At 64.5% G+C, this 25,788-nt stretch carries 17 protein-coding genes; 13 read left to right on the top strand and 4 right to left on the bottom strand.

All coding sequences use genetic code 11. The annotated features are described in order from the left end of the window. The first annotated feature begins 13 nt into the window (after positions 1-13). Positions 14-2,734 carry a serine/threonine-protein kinase gene (locus G6032_RS15340; protein WP_165283040.1) on the top strand — a complete coding sequence of 907 codons (2,721 nt, stop codon included), beginning with the start codon at positions 14-16 and terminating at the stop codon, positions 2,732-2,734. Between the two features lie 2 nt (positions 2,735-2,736). Here G6032_RS15340 and G6032_RS15335 read toward each other — a convergent pair whose 3' ends face one another. From G6032_RS15335 to G6032_RS15320, 4 genes are all read right to left on the bottom strand, one after another. Next, positions 2,737-3,294 carry an ECF-type sigma factor gene (locus tag G6032_RS15335; RefSeq protein WP_165283039.1) on the bottom strand — a complete coding sequence of 186 codons (558 nt, stop codon included), beginning with the start codon at positions 3,292-3,294 and terminating at the stop codon, positions 2,737-2,739. Positions 3,295-3,329: 35 nt separating this feature from the next. Further along, the gene (locus G6032_RS15330; RefSeq protein ID WP_165283038.1) at positions 3,330-3,569 is read right to left on the bottom strand and encodes a hypothetical protein; all 240 of its coding nucleotides are present in this window, start codon (positions 3,567-3,569) and stop codon (positions 3,330-3,332) included. Positions 3,570-3,635: 66 nt separating this feature from the next. Continuing rightward, positions 3,636-3,908: a hypothetical protein gene (locus tag G6032_RS15325; RefSeq protein WP_165283037.1), complete on the bottom strand. Its 273-nt coding sequence runs from the start codon at positions 3,906-3,908 to the stop codon at positions 3,636-3,638. A 17-nt stretch (positions 3,909-3,925) separates the two neighbouring features. Further along, positions 3,926-12,013, bottom strand: coding sequence for a thrombospondin type 3 repeat-containing protein (locus G6032_RS15320; protein ID WP_165283036.1), 8,088 nt, complete (start codon positions 12,011-12,013; stop codon positions 3,926-3,928). 585 nt (positions 12,014-12,598) lie between these two features. Here G6032_RS15320 and G6032_RS15315 point away from each other — a divergent pair. The 12 genes from G6032_RS15315 to G6032_RS15260 all read left to right on the top strand — a co-directional run bounded on the left by G6032_RS15315 (position 12,599) and on the right by G6032_RS15260 (position 25,770). Beyond that, the gene (locus G6032_RS15315; protein WP_165283035.1) at positions 12,599-12,865 is read left to right on the top strand and encodes a DUF4212 domain-containing protein; all 267 of its coding nucleotides are present in this window, start codon (positions 12,599-12,601) and stop codon (positions 12,863-12,865) included. 15 nt (positions 12,866-12,880) lie between these two features. After that, positions 12,881-14,653, top strand: coding sequence for a sodium:solute symporter family protein (locus G6032_RS15310; protein ID WP_165283034.1), 1,773 nt, complete (start codon positions 12,881-12,883; stop codon positions 14,651-14,653). Between the two features lie 111 nt (positions 14,654-14,764). Continuing rightward, a complete protein-coding gene (locus G6032_RS15305; protein ID WP_165283033.1) occupies positions 14,765-15,289 on the top strand; it encodes a hypothetical protein in 525 nt (174 codons plus the stop codon). A 73-nt stretch (positions 15,290-15,362) separates the two neighbouring features. Next, positions 15,363-15,737, top strand: coding sequence for a response regulator (locus G6032_RS15300; RefSeq protein ID WP_165283032.1), 375 nt, complete (start codon positions 15,363-15,365; stop codon positions 15,735-15,737). Continuing rightward, on the top strand, positions 15,734-17,923 hold the full coding sequence (locus tag G6032_RS15295) for a PAS domain-containing protein (RefSeq protein ID WP_165283031.1): 2,190 nt from the start codon (positions 15,734-15,736) through the stop codon (positions 17,921-17,923). The genes G6032_RS15300 and G6032_RS15295 overlap by 4 nt, the downstream gene beginning before the upstream one ends. A gap of 16 nt (positions 17,924-17,939) precedes the next feature. Continuing rightward, on the top strand, positions 17,940-19,757 hold the full coding sequence (locus tag G6032_RS15290) for a putative nucleotidyltransferase substrate binding domain-containing protein (RefSeq protein WP_165283030.1): 1,818 nt from the start codon (positions 17,940-17,942) through the stop codon (positions 19,755-19,757). Positions 19,758-19,777: 20 nt separating this feature from the next. Continuing rightward, positions 19,778-21,283, top strand: coding sequence for an FKBP-type peptidyl-prolyl cis-trans isomerase (locus G6032_RS15285; protein WP_165283029.1), 1,506 nt, complete (start codon positions 19,778-19,780; stop codon positions 21,281-21,283). 75 nt (positions 21,284-21,358) lie between these two features. Further along, positions 21,359-22,555, top strand: a complete 1,197-nt coding sequence (locus G6032_RS15520) for an OmpA family protein (RefSeq protein ID WP_206212019.1) — start codon at positions 21,359-21,361, stop codon at positions 22,553-22,555. Positions 22,556-22,564: 9 nt separating this feature from the next. Beyond that, a complete protein-coding gene (locus tag G6032_RS15275; protein ID WP_165283028.1) occupies positions 22,565-23,407 on the top strand; it encodes an SDR family oxidoreductase in 843 nt (280 codons plus the stop codon). Between the two features lie 46 nt (positions 23,408-23,453). Further along, a complete protein-coding gene (locus G6032_RS15270) occupies positions 23,454-23,924 on the top strand; it encodes a DM13 domain-containing protein (RefSeq protein WP_165283027.1) in 471 nt (156 codons plus the stop codon). Positions 23,925-23,951: 27 nt separating this feature from the next. After that, the gene (locus G6032_RS15265; protein ID WP_240902349.1) at positions 23,952-25,025 is read left to right on the top strand and encodes a calcium/sodium antiporter; all 1,074 of its coding nucleotides are present in this window, start codon (positions 23,952-23,954) and stop codon (positions 25,023-25,025) included. After that, positions 25,018-25,770: a class I SAM-dependent methyltransferase gene (locus tag G6032_RS15260; RefSeq protein WP_165283025.1), complete on the top strand. Its 753-nt coding sequence runs from the start codon at positions 25,018-25,020 to the stop codon at positions 25,768-25,770. The genes G6032_RS15265 and G6032_RS15260 overlap by 8 nt, the downstream gene beginning before the upstream one ends. The last annotated feature ends 18 nt before the right edge of the window (positions 25,771-25,788 follow it).

The following is a 25,788-nucleotide window of genomic DNA, read 5'->3' as shown; positions in this document are numbered from 1 at the left end:
GCAGGCAGGGACAATGGCGCAAGACGGGCGAGAAGACACCGAATCACCGGAACGCTGGCAGCGCATCAGCCAGCTGTTCCATGATGCCATGGCGCAACCGCAATCATCGCGCCTCGACTGGTTGCGTGACGAAACCGGCGGCGACGAGGGCCTTTTCCTCGCGGTAGCGAACCTTCTCGGTGCTGCGGACGAACAGAGCCGCGTTACCGGGATCATCGGCCGCTCCGCCGCCGCGCTGGCGAAACGCGACGCGCCGGCATCGATCGGTCGATACGAAATCCTGAGTCTGCTCGGCGAAGGCGGCATGGGCGACGTCTACCTTGCGCGCCGCGCCGATGGCGAGTACACGCAGCAGGTCGCAATCAAGGTCCTCGGCTCGCGGCGCCCGGGCAAGGAGTTGATCCGCCGCTTCCAGGCGGAACGCCAGATCCTTGCGAACCTTGATCATCCGAACATCGCGCGGCTCATTGACGGCGGCGAAACCGGGGACGGCCTGCCCTATCTCGTCATGGAGTTCGTAGCAGGTACGCCGATCACGACTTACTGCGACGAGAACCGGCTGACGCTGCCGGAACGGCTCAAGCTTTTCCGAAAAGTTTGCGGCGCGGTGGAGAATGCCCATCGCAACCTCGTCATCCATCGGGACATCAAGCCGTCAAACATACTGGTAACCGACGCGGGCGAACCCAAGCTGCTCGATTTCGGCATTGCGAAGCTGCTCGAACCCGGCCCCGTGGAGCACACGCTGGTCGAGACGCTCGACAGCGCCCGGCTGATGACGCCGCGTCATGCCAGCCCGGAGCAGGTACGCGGCGACAGGATCACGATCGCCACCGACATCTATTCCCTGGGCGTGCTGCTGTATGAACTCCTGAGCGGGCATTTTCCCTATGAGGTGACATCGTCGCGGCCCGCCGACATCGAGCGTGCGATTTGTGAATCGGACCCGCCATCGCCGAGCTCGCGTGTGACGGGAATGAGCAGCCGTGACGACACCCGTGCCGCCGCCGCGGAGCGCGGCGCGACAGCCGGCGAGCTCAAGCGGTTCCTGGGCGGTGACCTCGACAACATCGTCTTGACCGCGATGCAGAAAGACCCGGAGCGCCGCTACGCGACCGTACGCGATCTGGCCGACGACATCCGTAATTTCCTCGCTGATCGGCCGGTCATGGCGCGCGCTGACAGCGTGGCATATCGCGCCCGCAAGTTCCTGCGACGAAACCGGGTGCCCGTCACAGCGGCCGCCGTCACGGTCCTCGGTATCGGCGCGGCGATCGGGATATCGATCGCACAGATCACGGCCGAGCGTGACGCCGCGGAAGTCGAGCGGCGCAAGGCGGAGGAAGTCAGTGAGTTCATGCTGCGCATCTTCGAGGTCTCGGCCCCGGAAGAGGCGCGGGGCAAGGCCATCACTGCGCGCGAGCTGCTCGATGCCGGCGCTCGCCGTATTCGCGCGGAACTTTCCGAGCAGCCCGAAGTACAGGCGAGGATGCTGCGTGTGCTGGGCGAAACCTACTACGTTCTCGGCGAACGCGAGGCGGCCGAGGAGTTGCTGCGCCAGGCGGTCGAGCGCACGACGAAGGTCTTCGGAGAAGAGAGTGCAGAAACAGCCACAGCAAAACTCGTGCTCGGCTTCCAGCTCCAAGACAACGGCCACTACGAAGATTCCCGCGTCCTGCTCGAAGAAGCGATGGCGACGCGACGTGTCTTGTTCGGCGCCGCCAGCTTTGAAGTCTTGGAAGCACTGAGCGGCCTGGCGTTTCATGCCGAACTGCGTGGAGACTACGAAGAAGCCGAGACAATGCACCGCGAAGCCCTTGAGCTGGCTCACTCACTTGCTGAAGAGGACGACGAGTTCCTTGCGGAAGCGATGACGAAACTTGGCGGTATCCTGCGCATTCTCGGCGAGAACGACGAAGCGGAGCGACTCTTCCGGGACGCGTTGGCAATGCAGGACCGTCTCTATGGCGGCGAGCACCCGGAATCAGCGGATACCAAGCGCCAGCTCGCCGGCGTGCTGCGCGAGACGAAGCGATTCGAGGAATCCGAGCAACTGTACAAGGAGGTTATCGCGACCCGCGAGCGCATCCTGGGGCCGGATCATCTCGAGGTTGCGCACACGTGGAACAGCTACAGCCGGATGCTGGGCGACAAGGGCGACGCAGAGGCTGCAATCCGGGCGCACCAGAACTTCATTGATATTCTCGAGAGAGCTTTCGACGGGCCACACCCGAGTTTCGGGGCCGCCTACAATAATCTCGCCGTCATGCTGCAGCGGCAGAACGACTACGAAGGCGCCCTGCAGAACTACCAGTTGTCGATCGACATGCAGGACCTGGTGGGGCTTGAGCCCGACCACCCGAATCGCTCCTTCCCGCTGGGCGGCATCGGCGCCGTCTACCTGCTGCAAGAGCGTTATGCCGATGCCGCTGCATTATTCCGGGACGTACTCGCAATGCGTATCGCCAACTTCCCGGCGGAGCACCGGCTGGTTGCGGAGATCCGGAGTGCGCTGGGCGCATCATTGGCAGGGCTCGGCGAATACGACGAGGCTGAACAGCTGCTGCTCAAAGCGGCGGAAGATTTCGAGTCTGAACACGGTCTGTCCCACCCGGGCACGTTGAACAACATGGACCGCCTGGTGGACCTGTACGAACGGCGCGGCGATGCCGCTCAAGCCGAACGCTGGCGGGAACTCGTGGAAACCCACGATCCCGACCTGCAGGCCGACTGAGGCTAACGCGAAAGCCGGTTTTGCAGCCAGGCCCTGCCGAGCCGGAGATCGCGTTTCACCGTGCTGGACGAGCGCCCGGTCACCAGCTCCATTTCCTGGATCGACAAACCGCCGAAATAACGGAGCTGCACCAACTCGGCGAGCCGCGGATCAAAGGCAGCCAGTGCTGTCAGCGCCGCGTCGAGATCCAGTAGCTCACTGGCACTGGACGCCGCGGCCACACTGTTCTCGTCGAGCGTAACCAGCAGCTCGCCGCCGCCACGCTTTTCTGCCCGTCGCGCCTCTGCATGGTTGATGAGCAGCCGCCGCATCATGCGCGCCGCCAGCGCAAAGAAATGTGCGCGATCCTGCCAGGGAACCGATTCACCGATCAGCCTGCCGTAGGCCTCGTGCACCAGCGCCGTCGGCTGCAGCGTGTGGCCGGCCCGCTCCCTGCGAAAGAGTCGCTCGGCACATCGATGCAGCTCGTCGTAGACCAGCGGCGCGAGCTCGTCAGCCGCGGCGGCATCACCGTCCGTCCAGCGGTTCAGGAGCTGCGTGATCTGCCCGGTCTCTTTCATGCGCGTATGCTAGCGCGGTTTCGTGGAGCCGGCACTTACTGTCGCGGCCGGCAACGGCACAGAACCGAGTGCGCCAACGCCGCGAGTTCGTCGAACAGTCGATGATCCCCGTCGGCATCGGCGGCCAGCAGGGAGTGTAGCAACGACGCGAGTTCCGGCTCGCGGGCCGCGAAGCCGGCGACGAAGGTATCGCGTTTATCCGCCGTGAGCGACAGGGCCTGGTGAAACGCGGCCTCGACCTTGATCCATTCCTGGCGCGTCACGGCGCCACGCAATTGATCACTGGTAGCGTCATCACGGGCGTACGCAGACCGGGTGCGCAGGCAGGTTTCGCGGATGGGTCACGGGTTGCGTGTCGCAACGGCGCCGCTCACCGGCAGGCCCGTGGGCGCGATCAAGGCGCCCGTTTGCCGATCTCTAAGCGTGAGACCTGAGAGTTCCAATGTGTAGGTCACGCTCGCCGGTGGTGGGGGTGGCGGCGGCGGCGGTGGCGGTGGTGGTGGCGGCGGCGGCAGGGGATTGCCGGCCGAGTCACCACCACCGCCGCCGCCGCAGGCAGCAAGCATCAGCGCCAGGACGGCAAGAGAGAATCCGTTGCGGGTGCGCCTTTTCATGGCCGTGTCCTCGCTGATCAGAAGTCGTAGCTGATAATGAAGTCGGTATCGCCGGCGTCGAGCGTGTAAGGCGTCGCAAGCGTGAAGCTGAGCTCGCCATCGTCCGCAGCAAAGGTGCCGGTACCAAGTTCCGAGTCGCCGGCTCCGATGACACCGTCACTGTTCCCGTCCACCCACAGTGTGACTGCCGTGATGTCGCTTGCGTCGTTGCCACTGCCGCTCGCCTCGAGCGTCAGCTCATCGAGCATCGCGTCGGATGTATTGCTGGTCAGCCGGAACCGCAGCATGATCACGCCGGTGTCACCGGCGCTCACCGTCTTGTCCGGGACGTCGAGCGGCCCGGCGCCTACGGCCGTCCCTTCTGCAAGCGTTGCAACGCCGCCCGGATTGCGCACCACCCGGTTCGCGGTACCGTCAGTATCGTTCGGTCCGCCGTCTTCGATAGTCAGCTGCACGCAGTGGTGACCCCTTGCGAGCCCCGGCGTGTAGGCGCTGCTGCCCGGTGCAGGACAGATGCCAGGCGCTCCGGGCGCAGACGCGACGTTGTTCAGTGCGTCGCTCTCAAACGTTGACCAGCCCTGCCCCGCAGTGAACTTGCGGTAGACGGCATCGGACGGGATCGGCGCGGATTGCGGAATGACGATGCGGACCAAATGGCCCGGCGCGGGCAGCCCGCTTACCTGGAAGTCGAATATGCCGGAGGCGTAACCGAAGCGGTCGTCGTTGCCATTCGCCGCAGGCGCTCCATCGTCGCCGAATTCTGCGACGTCCATCATCGAGACCATCGCGTCGTCGCCCGACGCAAATGCCACCCGGCCGAGCGCAATCGTGTAACCGTCCGCGACCTGCAGCAATCCCAATCCACCCGTCCGCGCCGACACCTGGTGGCTGACGAATTCCGGGTCGAGATAGTCACTGACGCCATTGTCGTTACTGTCTCGCAGTCCCTCGTCACTGTCCTCGATACCGTCACCGTCGCTGTCCTGGCCAGTCACGAATGCTGGACTCGTCGCGACGACGCGCAGGTAGCGAACCTGCCGCGCGCTCGCCGCCGGGTTGCCATCGTCAGTGACGTCGACGGCCAGGCGGTAAACACCCTCGTCGACATTCGCGGGATCAAACGTGAACGTCGCCTGCGCGTAGCCTTCTTGCGGCACAAGGGTGTTGTCGCTCGCGCGCCAGTCGAAACTGTGGCTGTCGCCGGAGTTCGGGTCCACCGGGTCGACACTCACCGTTACCGGCGGGCCGTCCTGCATTACCGTCGTGACGCGCCAGCCGTCCTGCTCGATAGCGATGCGCGGTACCGGGGCAAGGTTACCGTCAGCAATGCGCAGCTCGAAGCGGTTCGCGCTCGCCCTGACAGCATTGGTCGGTGTGCCAAGTGTCACGACCAGTGTTTCTTCTGTTTCCACCACGCCGTCGGCAATTGTTTCGAAGGCGATGACGCCGACGTTCGAGGCATCAATCACGACCTCGCCGGCCACCAGCGTGTGGTCGCTGCCCGCCGTCGCGGTGCCGGAGAGCGAGTAAGGCACGATGACCGGGTAGCTCACGGCATCGCCGTTCAGCGCGACCAGGATCTCCGTCTGCTCACCCTCCGCCGCGAGTAACGTGTCACCGACGAAGCCGGCCTGCGGAATGACATCGACAGTCTGCTCGGCACTTGCCGAGTTGCCGGCCGCATCCGTTGCTGTCCAGGTGACGATGTGGCGGCCCGGCCGGAACGGACTATGCCGGTCCGCCGACGGTTCCAGCGCGCCGTCTTTCGCATCGGATGCGGTGGCGTCGAGCGTTACCTGCGTCCACGGACCGATCGACTCGACGACCTGGTTTGCCTGCACGGTAAGTTCAGGCGCAACATCATCGACAGTAACGTCCGAACCGGTTTCGAACTCCTCGAGGTTGCTCTTGCCGTCGCCGTCCAGGTCGGCCGTCGCGTCCGAGGCGTCGGCCGGATCGAGGCCGTTGTCAGTTTCCCAGGCGTCCGCCATGCCGTCGCCGTCTTCATCGGCGCTCCAGGCCGGGTCCAGCGGGAACGCGTCCTGCGCGTCGGCAACGCCGTCATTGTCGTCGTCGTTGTCGCAGATGTCGCCGTCGAGATCGCCATCGGTGTCGGTCTGGTCGAGCGAGCTGTCCAATGGACAATTGTCGACCTCGTTCGCGAGTCCGTCGCCGTCCATGTCGTCGTCGCAGGCATCGCCCACGCCGTCACCGTCGACGTCGGACTGGTTCGTATTGGGGTCGGCCGGGCAGTTGTCCACGGCGAGCCCGACGCCGTCGCCGTCCTCGTCGTCCCCGTCGACGGCCGGGACGAAATCGTGGTACCAGAGTTGGACGTAGCCACCGTCCGGTGACGGATTCTGGGCAGTGGTCACATCCGATGCCGCACCAGCGATGTCCGCCACGCCGTTACCATCCAGGTCACCCGGCACGAATACGTTGTGCCCCAGGAGGTCGAAAGGCGTCGTGCCGTTTTCGAGCTGTTCATCAATGAAACCCGCGGCATTGCCGCGCAGGATGCGCACCTGGCCCTCGTCCTGCGGCCCTGCCCGGTTCGCTCCAACGACAAGGTCAGCGAGGCCGTCCGTGTCGAGATGAGCGAGGGCGAGTGAGACACCGAACTGGTCACCGTGGGTACCGTTGCCCGGTTCTGAGGCAGGAGACCCGACCAGCGTTTGCGTCGGGGTGTCGTTACCGGTCCAGTACAAGCTCTCGCTTGCGTAGAAATTGACATAGCCGCCGCCGGCGTAGGCGCCGACGACGAGATCGTCAATCCCGTCCCCCGTGACATCGCTGCCGCTTGCAAGCGCGTGGCCGAAGCGGCCCTGGCCTGGCGGTGCAACGAGATCGAAGGAGGGAACGAGGCCGGTCGCAGCACTCCAGTCGTTGTCCGCGGCCAGGTAGCCGCGAACAAGATTGGTAGACGAACGTCCAAGCACGAGGTCCGTTGCACCGTCGCCGTCGACGTCACCGTGCGCCTGGCCGAACCAGTCGCCGTCGGACAGCGAGAACGATTGCGGCGCGGCGTCGAGTCCGTCGTTTTGAGAACCGTACACGTCGAGCCGCGTCGTCGAGACGCCGTCAAAACTGTTGACCAAAAGGTCAGCAATTCCGTCGCCGTCGAGGTCGGTGCTCGAGAGCGTTATCCGGGCAGGCGTACCCGTGGCCTGGACAGTCAGGGCGCGGTCGGGCGTCTCGAGGATTTCGCCGTTGTTCCAGTGCACGAGGACAAGGTTTTGCGCTGCAATCGCGAGATCGGGGTAGCCATTGTCATCCCAGTCACCGACGGCGACGGATGTGCCATAGCCCGATCCCGCCTCAGGCCGAAGCACGTCGAGTGCCGGGCTTGCGCCGTTTATCGTACCCCAGGCGATGAACACCGCGCCGGTCGAATCATAGCTGCTCGCGCCAATCACCAGGTCGTCGTAGCCATCCTGGTTCAGGTCGCCACCGGCCATCGCGAGACCGAAGCGGTCCTCGGCCGTATTGTCGGGCGACTCGAGCCGGTCGGCCGGCGCCGCCGTCTCAATATCGGCGCGATTGGGGGAGCTGCCGTTCGCGAATTCTTCCAGTAGCGTGGATCCGTCGCCGTCGCTGTCGGCAGTGACATCGTCCGCAACGTCGGGGTCGAAGCCAAAGGCTTCTTCCCACGCATCGGCGAGCCCGTCGCCATCCGTATCCGACCGGTAGCGCGGGTCATCCACAAAGGCATCATCGGCATCGATCGTGCCATCGCCGTCGCTGTCGGCAACGGCGATGCTCAAGGTGGCGCTGTTCTCGTCGGTGAGCTTTGGCCCGGCATCGACGATGTCGATAATCAGGCTGTAATTCTCCTCCTGGCGCGCATCTTCGATCGTCACAAGGCCCCCGAACGAGATGTCAGTTGACTCGCCTTGCAGGAGATTGCCGAGATCGCAGACGATGCGCTCAGTGCCGGTGCAGCGCACATCGGTAATAGCGAGTTGCAGGCCCGCTGGCACGTCGAAGGCGATTGATACGTCGCGCGCCACGAGCCCTTCCCAGCTCGACGGCTCCAGGTTCTCGACCCTGATCACCAGCGGGAACGGCGTGTCGGGTGAGATGTCGGCGGCCGGTGCGTCCAGCGCGACGCCGACGACGGTCACATCGAAGACACCGATGGTCGTTGCATACTCGACGGGCGGCAGACCCTCGACCGGCGCGTGATCCATGACGGCGGAGACCGTGAACACGCCGGTCGTATCGTAATCGTGGCTGCCGAGCAGCATGCCGCGGCCGCGGCCGAAATCGATCTGCGGCTTGATCTCACGGCCGTTCAGGTCCTCGTGGCCGGAACCGGTCCAACCCGTCGCGGGACTCGCGGCGGTGCCGTCGCCCCAGTTGAAGATCGCGAGCGACGCCTGCTGGTCGGGCTCGTCGTCCACGTCGCTGAAGTCGGCCTTGACGATGGACGGGAAGCCGCGCGCTGCACGCAGGTTGTCATCGAACTCGACGACGACCGGATCCGGCACCGGCGTGACGACGAGCTCGGCAACAGCATCCTCCTCGGAATATTCCTCGCCATCGAAGACCCGGAAGGTCAGGGCGTCCGTGCCATGAAAGTCAGGATCCGGCCTGTACAGGTAAGTGATCGAGTTGTCCCGCTCCAGTGCCGGGTCGGCGAGCACGCGGGAGCCGTTCGTGAATTCCTCGATGATCTCGAACGTGTGGCTGTCGAGGCCGTCGGGAAAATCGCTGATGAATCCGTCGGGATCGGACGCGCTCAGGCGTACGTAGATAGACGTGTCCTCGGCAAGTTCGCAGGGTACTTCAGTATCCAGGTCGATGGTCGCGAAACACTGGACGCGAAGATCCTCTGGCGGGCGGAATGCGCGCGTGACCGATACGTCAATGCGAACGGGCTCGCTTGAGTCGATGCCGTCATCAACCTTGTAGGTGAAGTAGTCAGCGCCCTGGTAATTGAAGTCGGAAACGTAGATGACCTTGGCGCGGCTGTCGGTAACCTCGCGGAACGGCAGCGTCTTGAATACGTGCAAGAAATAATCGCCGTTTGCGGCCTCGGGCTCCATGACGAAAAATGACGTGGAATTGACCGCCAGGTACTTTGGCGCACCCATGTTGCCGAGAATGAAGCCGGGCTCGTCGCCCTGGTTGACGCCAGTGCCGGTTGATTTCGCTTCACCGGCAAAGGTGCCGTCCTGGCCAAAGCGCTGCACGCGCAGGTTCGCCGTGTCGGCGACATAGAGGACGTTGCGCGGATCGATTTCGATGCTGGACGGCGCGTTGAACTGGCCGGGCGCGCTGCCCGCCGTGTTAGCCGCGCGTTCGCACTTCGCGTCGGCGCAGGCGAAGCCGCGCGATGTGCCGGTGGCGACGTCGCAGGCGTTGTAGGGCACGCCGGTGGGCGTACCGTCGAGCGTCCTGTTTGCCGTACAGCTGCCCATCCAGCCGACGTAGTCACCGAAAACCCAGCCGCCCTCGCCATCGGGCACGGTCGGCAGCCACTTGTGGATGCGGTTCAGGCCGGGATCGAGGACGTAGACGTTGCCTTCGCGGTCGACGGCGAGGTCATTGCCGATTTCCGGCGCGCCATCGCCGCCCCCAAAAAAGCCTCCCGTTGAGATCTCGATTTCGCTGACATCGAGCTGCCCGAGCACACTGGCGCTGTTGCCGATTTCGCCGATGTCGGCCAGCGAGCGGACGTTGATCGCGTCGCGAATGAGTTCGAACAGCAAGTCCGTGTTGCCGTCGGACCCGACATCGCGCAGGCCTTCGCCCTGGATGGCCTCCGTCTCGTTGTAGCTGACGGTGCCGTGGAATTGCACATCGCGCAGATCGTTGTCATAACTGTAATGAATGGCCGTGCGGCCGAATGTCGAAAGAATCGGCTCCCATTCGACCCAGAGTCGGTCGTTGTGGTCGACGGAAAAGCGGTCAGCGGGCCAGACGTTGTCGTTCAGGTGGCCGTCGTTGTCGGCCGGGTCGTCGGTCACGTATAGCGGGGTCATGCCGACGAGTTCGCCGGTTTCAGTCCACTTCGAGATTCTCGGTATAGGCGAGAGTTCCCCGCGGAAGTCGCTATTGCGTTTGGGGTCCTCGCCGCAGACATAGTACTTGTCGCGGACGTAGTAGAAGCCGTCGTCATCGACGTGCACATAGCTCGGCTCGTAGACCATGTTCACGGGGATCAACCCCCCGAACTCGGCCTCCTCGACGGAACCGGCGGGGGCGTTGCATATCCGGTCGTTGAGGAACACGCCGTGGCTTAGCGGGTCCGTGAGGCGGAATTCGTCGGCCAGGTGCTTCAGCGGACTGGTGCGTGTCAGGTTGTCCCCCTCCTCTCGCTCGCCGACCGGCGTCAGCCGGAAATCCTCGATGAAATAGGGGTAAAGCGGTGCATCGAACTGGCCATGCTGCGGGTACTCGCCAATCTCGAACCGGAGCGGGTCGACGCGCCCGTCGATCAGGTCGGTATCAACACCCTGCAGCCAGATCTCGACCGGTGCGGCGGTGATGGCGTCCGCCGGCGCCGGCAGCGGCATGGCGCTCGGTACGGTATTCGTGCCGGGACGCTTCAGCGTCACGGTCTGCACGAAGCTGTCCGGATTACTCGACTGGGCACGCGCGGAATTACCGCTGTCGTCGATCGCATCCCAAGTTATCTCGTAACGCACGCCGTCAGCATCGTCCGGCGGCCCGGGCAGCATGTCGGGTGCGTCGTTTGTGACGGCGGGGCTCGGATCGGCGAGATCGACGACGCGTGGCCGGCCAAGCGGAAAGTCGCCGACACCGAGATCGAGGCCGTCCGCAGCGTAACGCGCAAAGCCTGCAGGCGGAACCAGGATCGGCGCCTGGGTATCAACGATGCTGATGCGCTGCGTCAGCCGAGTCACCAGGCTGTCGCCTTCGCGTTCATTGTTCGGAAAAAGAAGCGTGCTCGAGTGGTAGGGCCCGCCATTTCGCTCCCGGATCTCCCACTCGAGTTCTTCGGGACCACCGATCGGGAACAGCCGCGACGACGGCGACAGCGCTACTGAGTTAAACAATTGGCCGCAGGGGTCGATTGGCTCGAACATGTCCCGCAACTGGCTCTCGACGCGGCCAAGACGGACACCGCCGAAATCCGTCGCTTCGAGCTCGATTGTCTGCTCGGTTATCTCGATCTCGTTGGTCCGCGTATCGCGCAGGAAAGGTACGGCTGTGTCCCAGACCGTCAGCATCTGGCCGCTGCGGTTTGAGGCCGTGTTGATGCTCGTGTCCTCGTACCATTGAGCGCCCGCGGCAAGACCGGAGATATCGGTCGCGATCAAACCCAGGTCGGCGGCGATGAGCCCGACCTTTGCGCCGAAGACGGCGGCCGGCTTGGAGGCCGGGCCAACGGCCTCTCCCGCGGCGGCCCGGGCCGCGCGCTTCGCCGCCGCCGCAGCGACCTTTTTCGCCGCGTAGCTTTCCGCGGCGACGCCGATCGGGATCAGGGCCGCCGGCAGCCCGATATCGAGTATGTTGTTCATCGACGTCGTGGCCTCCCACGAGATCCAGTGCCGACCCGCCGGAAACTCGGGACGCTGCTGGAGCTTGCGCAGGTCCTCGGCCCCGTAACCCGGGTAGCCACGGGCAGCAAGATAGGGATTGCTGGCGCGGACACGAACGTCGGCCTGCGGGTGGTAGACATACGGTTGGCCGAGATCCGCGTAGACGCGGTCGAGCGGGTCGAACGGCACAAGGAAGATGCTGGCGAAGCTGTCCTCGACGCCTGCGGCATAGTCGTCGCCCAGCACATCGCGGCCCGGCCGGATTGTTTTGTTGAAGCGGTAGACGCACGGCCCGCCGCCGAGGTCGCCGGTCCTGACGGCATTCGGAAACTGGCTTAAGTTGCCCGGCGCGTCGAAGACCGGCGGCGTGTTCTTGAGCCCGATGTCCGTCGCCATTGCCGCGATCTCGAAGCCGATGCCGAACCACCCCGGTACAGCAATACCGGCACCGATGCTGCCGATGTGCGCGCCTATGAGGCTGCCCTGCGTCGCGGCGATCCTGTCGTTGTCGGCGGGCGTCGCGTCAAACGGCGAAGCGATTGCGGGGTGTGCCACGATCAGGCACCCGACAAAGCCCCCGAACGCATTGCGCATCCGCCTGATCCATACCGCAGGCCGAATACCCGCCACGAAGCCATTTCCATTCATGCTCGCGCCCCCTCTGACCCCGGGCAGCCCCCCGGTTTCGGACGGCGGCGAGGGATGAATTGGTTCTTGAAGGGGTAAGCAGGAACGCGGGCCGAAATGGCCCACGAAATTTCTGATCTGAAATACATCCCTTGGATCAGGACAGTGCTGTAGGGCGTGTAATGAGACAGCAGGGACTTGTTGAGGTAAGGCGCGACCGGATTTGCGGTCGGCGCTTCAGCTAGGAGGCCGACGCTCGCGCGTACGGCGGTTTCAGCAAGTGAATGACTTTTGCGCAGCGCATCAAGCGGCTCTTCGGGATCGACATCCAGACCGGGCAGTCTGCGGCGCTGCAGCAAAGATGCCGGCTGGCCGGGTGGCGGGGCGGGCATGGAAACTGTGCCGCCGGGCCTGTCCGACCGGCTGACACCGCAGGCGCCGTAGCGGCCAGTTCGATGACGCCACCTACTATAGTCGTATTGGTTTTCCCCATCGGCGTGCTTACACTCCGGCCAAATAACAAGTAGTCCGCTACTGGGGAGCTCCATAATCATGTCCGACGACAAGTCCGCTGCCGGCTACTGGGCCGCCAATCTCCGCATCATCAAGATCTGCCTGGTCATCTGGGCCCTGGTGTCATTCGGGTTCGCCATCCTGCTGCGGCCGGTGCTGCAAATGTTGCCGCTGAGTGTCGGCGGAACCGACCTGGGCTTCTGGTTCGCCCAGCAGGGGTCGATCCTGACCTTCATCGCGCTGATCTTCTATTACACCTGGTACATGAATCGGCTCGATCGCGAGTTCGGCGTCGACGAAGAATAAGGGAGCCAGATCATCATGAGCCAGTTCACACTCAACCTGATTGTCGTCGGCGGATCTTTCGCGCTCTACATTGGCATCGCCATCTGGGCGCGCGCCGGCACGACGTCCGATTTTTACGCCGCCAGTCGCGGCGTCAACCCGATCGTCAACGGTGCGGCCACCGCGGCCGACTGGATGTCGGCCGCCTCGTTCATTTCCATGGCCGGCCTGATCGCCTTCGTCGGCTACGGCAACTCCACCTTCCTCATGGGCTGGACCGGCGGCTACGTCCTGCTGGCCCTGCTGCTGGCGCCCTACCTGCGGAAGTTCGGCCGCTTCACGGTGCCCGAGTTCATCGGCGACCGCTTCTACAGCCAGACCGCAAGAGTCGTCGCGGTGATCTGCCTGCTGGTCATCTCGATTACCTACGTGATCGGCCAGATGACCGGCGCGGGCGTGGCCTTCTCGCGCTTCCTCGAAGTTGAAAACACCACGGGCCTGCTGATCGCTTCGGGCGTGGTGTTCATCTACGCCGTCCTGGGTGGCATGAAGGGCATCACCTACACCCAGCTGGCGCAGTACTGCGTGCTGATTACCGCCTACACCATTCCGGCGGTGTTCATCTCGTTGCAACTGACCGGCAACCCGATTCCGGGACTGGGGCTGTTCTCCACCCACGCCGAGTCCGGCGTGCCGCTGCTGACCAAGCTCAACCAGGTCCTCATCGAGCTGGGCTTCAACGACTACACCGGCCATCACGGCAGCACGTTCAACATGTTCCTGTTCACCATGTCACTGATGATCGGCACCGCCGGACTGCCGCACGTGATCATTCGTTTCTTCACTGTTCCGAAGGTGGCTGATGCCCGCAAATCGGCAGGCTGGGCCCTGGTGTTCATCGCGTTGCTTTACCTGACCGCGCCTGCGGTCGGCGCCATGGCCCGCCTGAACATCATCACCACCATCTTCCCGGACGGCACTTCGTCCGCGCCGATCACGTATGACGAGCGGCCGGACTGGATGGAGAGTTGGGAAAAGACGGGCTTGTTGGCCTTCGAGGACAAGAACAACGACGGCCGAATCCAGTACTACAACGACGCTTCGGAGGAGTTTGCCTCGGTTGCGGCCGAGCGCGGCTGGGAAGGCAACGAAATGGTGACCTTCAACCGCGACATCCTGGTCCTGGCCAATCCCGAGATCGCGCAGCTGCCAGGGTGGGTGCTGGCCCTGATCGCCGCCGGCGGACTGGCCGCCGCGCTGTCGACCGCCGCCGGGTTGCTGCTGGCGATTTCCTCGGCCATCAGCCATGACATGCTCAAGTCGGTGCTCATGCCCAAGATCACCGACAAGCAGGAGCTGCTCGCTGCCCGTGTGTCCATGGCGTTCGCCATCGCCCTGGCGACCTACCTGGGGCTCAATCCACCCGGCTTCGCGGCGCAGGTGGTGGCCCTGGCCTTCGGGCTGGCAGCCGCCACGCTGTTCCCGGCCCTGATGATGGGCATCTTCTCCAGGAAGATGAACACCCAGGGCGCGGTGGCGGGGATGCTGGTCGGGCTGCTTGCCACCCTGCTCTACATCTTCACCTACCTGGGCTGGTTCTTCATTCCTGGCACTAACATGCTGGCGAATACGCCGGACAACTGGCTGTTCGGCATCTCGCCGCTGTCGTTCGGGGCGATTGGCGCCGTGCTCAACTTCGTGGTCGCCTATGTCGTGATGAAAGCCACGGCCGAGCCACCAGAGCATATCCAGGAGCTGGTGGAAAGCATCCGTGTTCCCCGCGGGGCCGCAGGGGCCATCGACCACTAGCGCGTGCAGAACCAACCGCCGGGGACAACCCCTGCGGAACGCGTCATGATACTGCCCGGCCACGTGGTCGGGCAGTATCATTTCCGTACCCTTCTCCTGGAGCACTGACCCATGCTGCTCGAATTCCTGGCTGCGATCGTCCTGGGAGTGGCCGCGGCTGGCGTGGTCATGGCGATCAACGTGGCGATCGGACGCCGCTTGCCGGGCTGGCTGGTACCGGCCGCGGCCGGCCTCTCCATGATCGCCTTCATGGTCTGGATGGAATACACCTGGTTGCCGCGCACCATGGCGTCGCTGCCCGAAGGCGTCGAGGTGGTCTCGGTCAGCCGCGAGTCGAGCTGGTACCGGCCGTGGACCTACTTCCGCCCCCTCAGCCTGCGTGCGGTGACGCTGGATACCCGACGTAACCGCACTCACCCCGCCCAGCCCGGACAGGTGATGACCAGCGTCGTGCTGCTCGGAAGATGGATGCCGCCACGCCAGATTCCGGTCGTGTTCGACTGCCAGGCAAACCGGCGGGCGGACCTGCATGCCGACGTAGAACTGGATGCCGACGGCTACCTGTCGGGCGCGGACTGGCGAGAACTGCCGCCGGACGATCCCGCCCTGGCCATCGCCTGCCGTTCGGTCCGGTGATCGGCATGCAACCAAAGTCGAGGCTAAAATCCCTCATTCACTTGTTATCTTGGGCGCCAAGGAGGCCAACACCATGGCCAGCAGGGTCCTGATCGCCGACGACGAAGCAAACCTTCTGATCTCGCTGGAATACCTGTTGCAGCGCCAGGGATACGACGTCAGCCTGGCGCGGGACGGCGACCAGACCATGAAGCTGATCCGGCAACAGCCGCCGGACCTGGTGATTCTCGATGCCACGATGCCGGGCCAGTCCGGTTTCGAGGTCTGCCAGCAGGTGCGGGCAGACCCGGCGCTGCGCCACATCCCCATCGTGATGCTGAGCGCCAGGGCGCGCGAAACCGACATTGCCAAGGGCAAGGCGCTGGGCGCCGACGCTTACATCGTCAAGCCCTTTTCCACCGCCGACCTGGTCAACCAGGTCCGACAACTGCTCGGTGCAGACCGATGAGGCCGCTGGACTGGCGCCTGGTCGCGGGCGTTGCCATCGTCGGCCTGGTTTGTCTCTTGTGGCTGGTCGTGGCCGGCGTCCTGCTGTGGGCCGTGCTCGATCCCGGTGACTGGCAAACGGTGCTCGAGGCGCTCGGTGGCAAGGGCGGGCTGCTGCTGTTTCTGTGGGCCGGCTCGCTGGTGCCGGCCGCGGCCGCGCTGCGCTACCTGATCGAACATTACCTTCGCGCCCCCGCCAAGCTGGCCGAGGATGCCCGGCTGCTGCTCGAAACCGATGCGCAGCGATTGCCCACGCCTCGCGGCAGCGCCGAGAACCGTCGCCTGGCGGAGGCCATCGGCCAGCTGGTCACCCAGCGCGAAGCGCTCAGGGCGGAAATGGACCAGCGCGTCCGTGCCGCGAGCCGTCAGACGGAACTGGAAAAGAACCGGCTCGCCGCGCTGATGTCGGAGCTGACCAAGAGCGTGGTCGTCTGCAATCTTGATGGTCGCATCCTGCTCTACAACAACCGGGCACGGCTCCAGTTCCGCCGCCTTTCACGCCTGCCGACACCCGCCGGCGGGGCCGAGCTGATGGGCCTGGGCCGCTCGATCTACACCGTGCTCGACCGCAAGCTGGTCAGCCATGCGCTGGAAAATGTGCAGCGTCGACTGCACCGTGGCGCCGACGCCCCGTCAGCGCAGTTCGTGACTGCAACCCAGTCCGGCAAGCTGCTGCGGGTCCAGATGAGCCCCGTCCGAGACGTCGAGAGCGACGACCAGGGCGCCCGAACCACGGACACCATGACTGGCTTCGTGCTGCTGATCGAAAACATTACCGAGGACATGCAGGCCCATGCAGAGAAAAACCGGATCCTGACCAACCTGACCGAGGACAGCCGGTCGGCGCTCGCCAGCGCCCGGGCCGCAGCCGAGGTCCTGGAGTTGCCCGACATTCCGGGACAACTGCGCGAGCGGCTGCTCGCAGTGATCCGGGAAGAAGTCCAGGGGCTCAGTCGACGGCTCGAAGAGGCGCAGCCGACCGCGGGCCGCGCCCTGCGCTCACGCTGGCCGCTGGAAGACATGCTCGGTGACGACCTGATCGAAGCCGCCGTGCGGCGCCTCGAATCGGAGCTCGAGCTTAGCGTCGATGTCGAGCGCGGCGACCGGGACGTCTGGCTGAAAGTCGAGAGTTTCACCTTGCTGCAGGCCGTGCTTCACCTGGCCGGGCGCCTGCGCCGGCACTGCGGGGTCAGCGCGCTCACGCTGCGCGTCGGCAAGCAATCAGGCCAGGGCGTGCTGGACCTGATCTGGACGCCCTGCGATGGTGCGAACGACAAGGCCCGGCTAGGCTGGGATGACGAGCCGATCCAGGTCGGATCCGAGACCCTGTCGCTGACCGTGCGCGACGTGCTCGAACGTCATGGCGGCGAATGCTGGATCGAACAGGAAATCGACGATGCACGGCACCGCTGCCTGTTCCGCCTGCTGCTGCCCCTGGCCGCGGCCCAGGAGGAGTTACCGGCCGCCACGTTCATGCATCATGAAAGCAGGCCCGAGTATTACGATTTCGACCTGTTCCGGACCACCGAGCGGACCCTGAGTCTCGACGACAGTCCGCTGACCGAGCTGGCCTATACGGTGTTCGACACCGAGACCACCGGACTGAATCCGGCCGAGGGCGACGAGATCATCCAGATCGGCGCGGTGCGCATCGTCAACGGCAAGGTGCTGAGCCAGGAGTTCTTCGACCAGCTGGTGGACCCGAAACGCGTCATCCCCCCCGCGAGCATTCCGATCCACGGCATCACGCCGGACATGGTCAAGGGCCAGCCGACCATCGAGACGGTCCTGCCGGCCTTTCACGGCTTTTGTGCGGACACCGTCCTGGTCGCACACAACGCAGCTTTCGACATGCGCTGCCTGCAGGTCAAGGAAAAATCGACCGGGGTGCGCTTCGATCACCCCGTGCTCGATACCCTGCTGCTGTCCGCCCTCGTCCACGAGAACCAGGACTCGCATCGCCTGGAAGCCATCGCCGAACGCTTCGGCCTGACGATCATCGGTCGCCATACCGCCATCGGCGACGCCATGGTGACCGCCGAAATCCTGGTCAAGCTCATCCCGCTGCTTGCCGAGAAAGGGATTCATACCCTGGGCCAGGCGCGTGCGGCGGCCCAGAAAACGTACTATGCCCGGGTCAATTACTGATATGGATACAAGCCCGATGCGGCCTGCAGATTCCTGTGCGTTCCTGGCCAATGTGGCCCCTTTTTCAGAGCTGCCAGGCGAAGAGATCGAGCGCCTGGTCGGCGCCGGCCAGGCCGTGAGCTTCCGCGCGGGCGAAGCCGTCGGTGAATTCAGCCAGCCGGGCGATCATGGGCTCTATGTCATCGTCGCAGGCGCGGCAGTGCTCAAGGCAGCCGACGGCCGTCCGCTGGAGCAGCGGGGGGAGGGCGAGTTGTTCGGCCACGCCGTGCGCTTCGACGGCGCAGCCTGCCACTACGCGGTCGAGGCCAGCGAAGACCTGGAGCTGCTCCACCTGCCCGCTGCCACGCTCGCCGACCTGGGACAGCGTCATCCCCGCTTCGCCAGGTTTTTCAGCGACGGGCCCGGCGCGCGCCTGCGCGAAGCCAGTGCTCATCGCCCGACCCGGCTGGGCGAGCTGCCCCTGCGCGCCCCGATCACCGGGGATCCGGGCGGCTCGATCAGCGAGACGGCCGCACTGATGAGCAGGCACCAGGTCAGCTGCGTGCCGCTGCTGCGAGACGGTGCCCTGGTCGGCATCGTCACCGACCGCGACCTGCGCAACCGGGTGCTGGGACGGGGCGTGGACCCCGCCCGACCGATCGCGGACGTGATGACTCCGGACCCGATCACGGTCATGACCAGCCACAGGATCGAGGACGCCCTGCTCGAGATGATGCGCCTGGGCATTCATCACCTGCCGGTGATCGGGGAAGATGGCCGGCTGGCCAGCGTGATCAGCTCCGGTGATCTCTTGCGCCAGCAGTCGCCGCACCCCTTGCGGCTGGTGCGCGACATCCAGCGCGCCGAAAGCGCCACGATGGTCGCCCAACTGGGCCGCCAGGGGCCCGGCATGCTCGCCGTCATGGCCCGCATGGGCAGCCAGGTGACCGAAGTCGGGCGGGTGGCCAGCATGATCACCGATGCCTGCACGCGCCGCCTGCTCGCGCTGGCCCAGGATCAACTGGGCGAGGCACCCATGGCCTGGACCTGGATGGCATTCGGCTCCCAGGCCCGGCTCGAGCAGGGCCTGGTCAGCGACCAGGACAACGGCCTGCTGCTGGCCGAATCTCCCGAAGGCGAGGCGGCCGAGTACTTCCGGAAACTGGCGGATTTCGTCTGCGACGGGCTCAATGAATGTGGTTATGTCTATTGCCCCGGCGGCGTGATGGCGAAGGGGGAATGGCGCATGGGTTACGCCGACTGGCGCAGGACGTTTTCGCGCTGGATATTGGAGCCGAAACCCAAGTCGGTGATGCAGTCGAGCATCTTTTTCGATATGCGCGGTGTGGCAGGTGACCTGGCCATGCCGCGACGCCTGCAATCCGAAGTCCTGCAGCAAGCCAGCCAGAGCAAGATATTCCGGCGCTTCCTGGCGGCCGAGTCCATGGGTCACCGACCCCCGCTGGGTCTTTTCCGGCAGTTCGTCCAGGAGCACGACGGCGAAAAAAGCCAGGGCCTGAACCTGAAGAAACGCGGCGTGATTCCAATCGTCGACCTGGCCCGGGTGCGCGCACTGGAGGGCGCGATCAGCGCGGTCCATACCGAGGAGCGCCTCCGCGCCGCCGGTGAGCAGGGCATCATGAACGAACGCGATGCGGATGACCTGATCCACGCCCTGCGCTTCATCGGCAACGTGCGCCTGCGCCACCAGGTCGCGCTTTACGATCGCGGCGAGAAGCCCAATCACCTTGTCGACCCGGACGAGCTGTCCGGCCTGCACCGGCGCTACCTGCGCTCGGCTTTCGGTATCGTGCGCACGGCCCAGGAAGCGCTTTCCAACCGTTACCAGGTCTGAATTTTTCAACAGGTAATCACATGGCTCTACGAAAAGCGCTTCTTGCACCGGCCTGCCTTGTTTTCCTGTGTCTTGGCTCGACCGGCACTGCACACGCGCAGCAACTGATCAGCACAGAATACGGTGACGTGCTGGTAATGACGTTCGAACAGTATCTGGACAAAGAGAATCGGCCTGTGTGCGCCAGTCTGCCGAGCGTCATCAGCTACAAGGCCTTCCAATCCCAGGACAACCAGAATTTCACCGAGCGGGAATATCGGATGCTCGCCGGTGATGCGCCGTTTCTTGCATTGCGGAGTCACAATTCCTGGTACAGCAGGGACCAGCGCAAGTACGTCAGCCTGGATGAGCTCTACGCGATCTACGGCTCTTTCGACAGCGGAAATTACGATCAGTTACCCGTGCTGTGCGGCGTTGTCACTGCTGAATCAAGGGTTGCATCGGCACGCGCAAATCCGGTCGCCAGCTGGAAGAACGGTGAGCGAAGCTGTAGTGGTGCCTTTTGCGGCCTGTCCGGAGGCGCCTATTTGCAGGCCATCTACGAAAACGACCTCGACATGATCAAGCGATTCGATGCATCCATCCAACGCACCCTCAGCCAGAAGCTCGGTGCGATCCTCTCGCTATCGGAGGACCTGGGAGAGAAACCCCAGGACTTCTCGCTGCTGCCCGCGTTGGCCAACGCCTACCTGGTCGGGTATGCCAAAGGTTTCGGCGCATCGTGCGGAGATGAACTGGTCAGGAAAGTCGTGACGAAGAAGACGCCGACCTACGACATGTTCGACCGCGACGGCCTCTATGAAGGGCAAGGCGGAGGCGAGGTCTATCGATTCACCTATGTCCTGAAGCCGGGCCTGGTTCCGCTTTGTGATGAGGTCTGCGACTCTCTCGGCGGCCGTGCCGAACGATCCGCCGTCAGGACTTTGAGTCATGGCGGCGCGACGAGGACGCTGAACGGCATAGACGAGCTCTTCTCGAGGCACGGATGTTCTTCCGAGGAAATCTCACGGTTCGAGCAGAACCTCGTTGCGATGACGCGACTTTACCTGGACGAGAAATACCGCTGGTTGCCGACACCTGCTGCGCCTGCGGTGGCTAAAGTCGCACCCGAAGACCCGGCCGTCGAGCGAAAGAAAGCGGCAGAGAATCGTGCGGCGGGGATGCGCTACCTCGAAGAGAACCGCGCGCTGGGCAACGTCTCGACGACATCGAGCGGGGTGCAGTACACCATCCTGGAGCGCGGCGAAGGCCGGCATCCGTCGCCGACGGACCGCGTGGTGTTGCGGGGTGTCGGGGAACTCATCGACGGCCGGCGCATGGATGACTCGTACACGGCAGGCACATCGGTCGACTCCATATCGAGCATGATGCCCGGCCTGCGAGAAGGACTGCAGTTGATCAAGCCAGGCGGAAAGATAAGGCTCGTCATTCCTCCGGAACTCGCCTTTGGCGACCGCGAAGTCGGGATGATCAAGCCGGGTTCAACCCTGGTGTACGAGCTCGAGCTCGTATCCATAGTCAAGTAAGGCCCGGTATCCTCGCGCGATATTGCGCAGCGAAGGGAGAACGGAATGAACCATATAGCGCGCCTTGGGGCTTGCTTGCTGTCCGTTGTCATCTCGACGCCATTGCCGGCTGTCGCGGACGAATCCGGGCAACGTGTCGACTACCTGGGCTTCGCCCAGGGCGCCCTTCCGGTCGCGCTGGAAAATGACGCCGCAGCGTTGAAGGTGGGCATGGAACAGGCACTGCTCGCCATCGACGGCAACGAAGGGGGCTACGGGTTGACGCCAAAGCCGGGGGATGCGGAGACGCGTATTTCCTTCGTTTACCAGCTCCCTGCCTCGACCACGTTCACGGAGTTCGCCGTCCCCAATGTGCTCGAGACGCCGAGTCCGTCGCAGACCTTCGTGAGGAACGTGGAGATCGCCGGCTCGGACAGCGGAGCCGAGGGAGATTTCGGTGTCCTGGCAACGGCGACACTGGAAACTCATGCTGCGAAAGGCCAGGTGACGTCCATCCCGGTTACTGACGAAAGGCCTGTCCGCTGGGTGCGAGTGACTTTGGCGGGCGGCATCGACATCCAGCGCGACAAGACCTTTCTCGAGTTCAGCGAAATCATCGGTTACGGGATGCAGGAAACCGTGCCGCAGTCCGATGCTTTCCATGGCAAATGGAAAGGCCGAGGCGTCCTGCTGGAACTCAAGCAAGAAGGTGCCCTTGTGTCCGGTTGCTACGACCGTGTCGGCGACCTGGAAGGCACGGTCAGCGGCAACCTGCTGCGCGCTACCGGCAAGACCCGCACGGGCGATATTCCGAGCACGTTCGTCCTGGCCGTGGGCGATAGCGGCAACATCAGCGGTGTCCGCTCCACCAACGGGGCGCCCTTCCGGCTCTACTCGGGTGACGCTGCGCCCGGCATCACGACCGAGTGCTCCGAGCAGGAGGTTCAGCCACTGGGTTGCGGCGCCATCATTCACGGCATCAATTTCGACTTCGACTCGGCGACCATCAGGCCGGAGTCAGAAGAACTCCTGGCGGCGCTGGCCACCGGGCTGAAGGACTCGGACGCGGCGGCGATCACCGTCATCGGTCACACCTCGAGCGAGGGTTCCGATACCTACAACGAAAAGCTGTCACAGAGGCGCGCCGAGGCGGTGGCGGCGGCGATCGTCGAGCGCGGCGTCGACGCCGGGAGTGTGTCGGCCGAGGGGCGCGGCGAGCAGCAGCCGATAGCGGACAATTCCACCGAGGCCGGACGTTCGCTCAACCGTCGCGTGGAAATCGGGTGCCGCTAGAGTTCGACCATGACTGATCCATCCGAAACCACAATCCTCGTCATCATCGGCCCCGGCTCGATGGGCACCGCGATCGCCCGGCGGGTCGGCGCCGGCAAGCACATCCTGGTCGCGGACCTGCGGGAGGAGAACGCGCAGGCCGCATCGCAGACGCTGCTGGACGCGGGGTTCCAGGTGAGCACGGCGACCGTGGACATCACGGACCCGCCGTCCGTGCGGGCGCTGGCGGAAAAGGCCGCCGGGATGGGTGCGGTCACCGGTCTGGTCCACGCGGCCGGCGCTTCGCCGTCGATGTCCCGCCCGGAGCTGGTCGTCCGCGTCGATCTCTACGGCACGGCCGTCGTCCTGGAAGCGTTCGGCGAAGTGGTGGCGCCGGGAGGCGCGGCGGTGGTCATCGCATCCCAGGCCGGGCACCGCCTGCCTGCGCTGACCCCCGAAGAGGACCAGGCCCTGGCCACGACGCCCGCCGAGGAGCTGTTGGGCCTTCCCCTGCTCCAGTCGGAGCGGCTCGGGGACACACTGCACGCTTACGAACTCTCCAACCATGGCAAGAGCCTGCGGGTCCAGGCCGAAGCGGTGCGCTGGGGGCTCCGAAGGGCGAGGGTCAACGCGATCAGCCCGGGTATCGTCATGACCCCGCTTTCCCGCGCCGAGCTGAGCGGTCCGCATGGCGACGGCTACCGGCGGATGATCGAGGGCTGTCCCGCCGGCCGTGCCGGCACCGCGGACGAGGTAGCCACCGTGGCGGCGCTGTTGATGGGGCCGGACGGGGCTTTCATCACGGGCAGCGATATCCTGATGGACGGCGGGGCCACGGCCGCTTTCTTTCATGGGGATCTGAACTTGCGTTGATCGTGCTGGTCTTCCTCATCCCGCAGCCGGAGTCTCCACATTGAAAATGCGCCATGTCATCTTGCTCCTCGCTTCACATGGTGCCGTCGCAGCGTTGGGTTTTGCTGCCGGCATCTATGCGCTGCCGATCCTTATCGCTCCGGATGCGCCGACCGTGGCGGAAGTGTCAACAGCGGCCCGGTCGGCGACCTACACTTCGGAGTTTCGCCGCGACCTGGAGGACAGTGACGCATTGCACTGGGGTGAGGGCCGAATCACGGTAAGCGAGCGCTCCGTTACGCATATGGGCAGGCTGGCGCCGGGCCCGGATTACAAGCTCTACCTGTCGCCCGAGTTCGTCGAGACGGAGGAAGCTTTCGAGCGCCTCAAGACCACCATGGCGCTGGTCGGCGACGTGAAGACTTTCAACAATTTCGTCGTGCCGGTGCCGCCCGGAGTGAACCCCTCCGAGTACACCACCGTCATCGTGTGGTGTGAAGCGTTCGGTGAGTTCATCACCTCCGCCAGGTACAAGTAGCTCGCGTCAAGCGTTGATATGGCGATCATGTTGTTCATCGCGGGCCTGGCTTTGCTGATCGCCGGTGCGGAAGCGCTGGTCCGCGGCGCCTCCCGCCTGGCGGCGGTGCTCGGCATCTCGCCCCTGGTGATCGGGTTGACCGTCGTCGCCTTCGGCACCAGTTCCCCGGAGCTCGCGGTCAGCATCAAGTCGGCGTTGTCCGGCCAGGCCAGCATCGCAGTAGGCAACGTGGTCGGAAGCAATATCTTCAACGTCCTCTTCATTCTCGGCCTCTCGGCGATGATCGTGCCGCTGGTTGTCTCGCAACAGCTGGTGCGCCTCGATGTGCCGCTGATGATCGCGCTCTCCGTTCTTGTCCTGGTCCTGTCGCTGGATGAGAACCTCAGTCGCGCCAATGGCCTCCTGCTGGTCGCGGGCCTCGTCGCTTACTTCTGGTTCCTGGTCTACCAGAGCCGCCGGGAAAGTGCCGGCGTGAGAGAGGAATACGCCAGGAACTTCGGCACTGAAGGATCGGCCGGAACCGGCCGACTGAAGGACATCGGCATGGTCGTCGGTGGCCTTGCACTGCTGGTGCTCGGCTCGCGCTGGCTGGTGGACGGCGCGGTGGACTTCGCCCGCTACCTTGGCGTGAGCGAACTGGTGGTCGGCCTGACGATCGTCGCGGCGGGTACGTCCCTTCCGGAAGTGGTCACTTCCGTCGTCGCGGCTTTGCGTGGAGAGCGCGACATCGCGGTGGGCAACGTGGTGGGCAGCAACCTTTTCAATCTCATGGGGGTGCTCGGCCTGGCCAGTGTCATCGCGCCCGCCGGCATGGCGGTGTCACCCTCGGTCGTCGGTTTCGATCTGCCGGTCATGATCGCGGTCGCGCTGGCCTGCCTGCCGATGTTTTTCACCCGTGGCGTCATCAGCCGGCCGGAAGGCACGCTGTTGCTCGGTTACTACGTGGCTTACACGCTCTACCTGGTCCTGGCGGTATCCCAGCATGACGCATTGCCGCGGTTCAGCCTGGCAATGGTGTATTTCGTGATTCCTTTGACTGTCGTGTTCCTGGTGATCACCGCGCTGCGGGAAATGCGTCGCAGGAGAAAAGGTCATGGATGATTTTCGACTCCTGGTCGACCTGCACAAGCCGGGCCATCGACAGGGCCCGGGCGGGGACGCCGAGACCGAGCGGGCGCTCGACCTCGCCGGCATCGACCGGTCTGCGCCACTGAAGATCGCGGACATCGGGTGCGGGACGGGCGCGTCCACCCTGCTGCTTGCGCGACTCCTGAATGCCCGGATCACGGCGGTGGACTTTCTGCAGGAGTTTCTCGACGTCCTGGAGGAGCAGGCCGAGAAGCTCGGCGTCGCCGACCGCGTCTCGACGCTGGCGTGCTCCATGGACGAACTGCCGTTCGCGGACGGGGAACTGGACGTCATCTGGTCCGAGGGCGCGATCTACAACATCGGGTTCGAAAAAGGTGTGGCAGGCTGGAAGCGTTTCCTGAAACCCGGTGGCCTGCTGGTGGCTTCCGAGATCACCTGGCTCACTGACACACGACCGGCGGAACTCCAGGAACACTGGGATCGCGAGTATCCCGAGATCGACCTGGCCTCAGCCAAGTTGAGGGTGCTGGAAGAGCACGGCTACACGCCGACCGGTTATTTCGTCCTTCCGGAGCGCTGCTGGCTGGACGAGTACTACCGGCCCATGCAGGCCAGGTTCCCCGGGTTCCTCGAGCGTCACGGCCACAGCGTCGAGGCGCGGGGCCTGGTGGAGGCGGAGCAAAAAGAGATCGCCCTCTACGAGACCTGCAAGGCTCACTTCAGCTATGGCGTGTATATCGCGAGAAAGGCGGGGTAGAAACCCGGCCTCGCAGGC

The organism is Wenzhouxiangella sp. XN24 (genome assembly GCF_011064545.1).
Taxonomy (GTDB): Bacteria; Pseudomonadota; Gammaproteobacteria; order Steroidobacterales; family XN24; genus XN24.
Note: the sequence above shows the minus strand (reverse complement) of the source record. Positions and strands in the feature narration are given on the sequence as shown.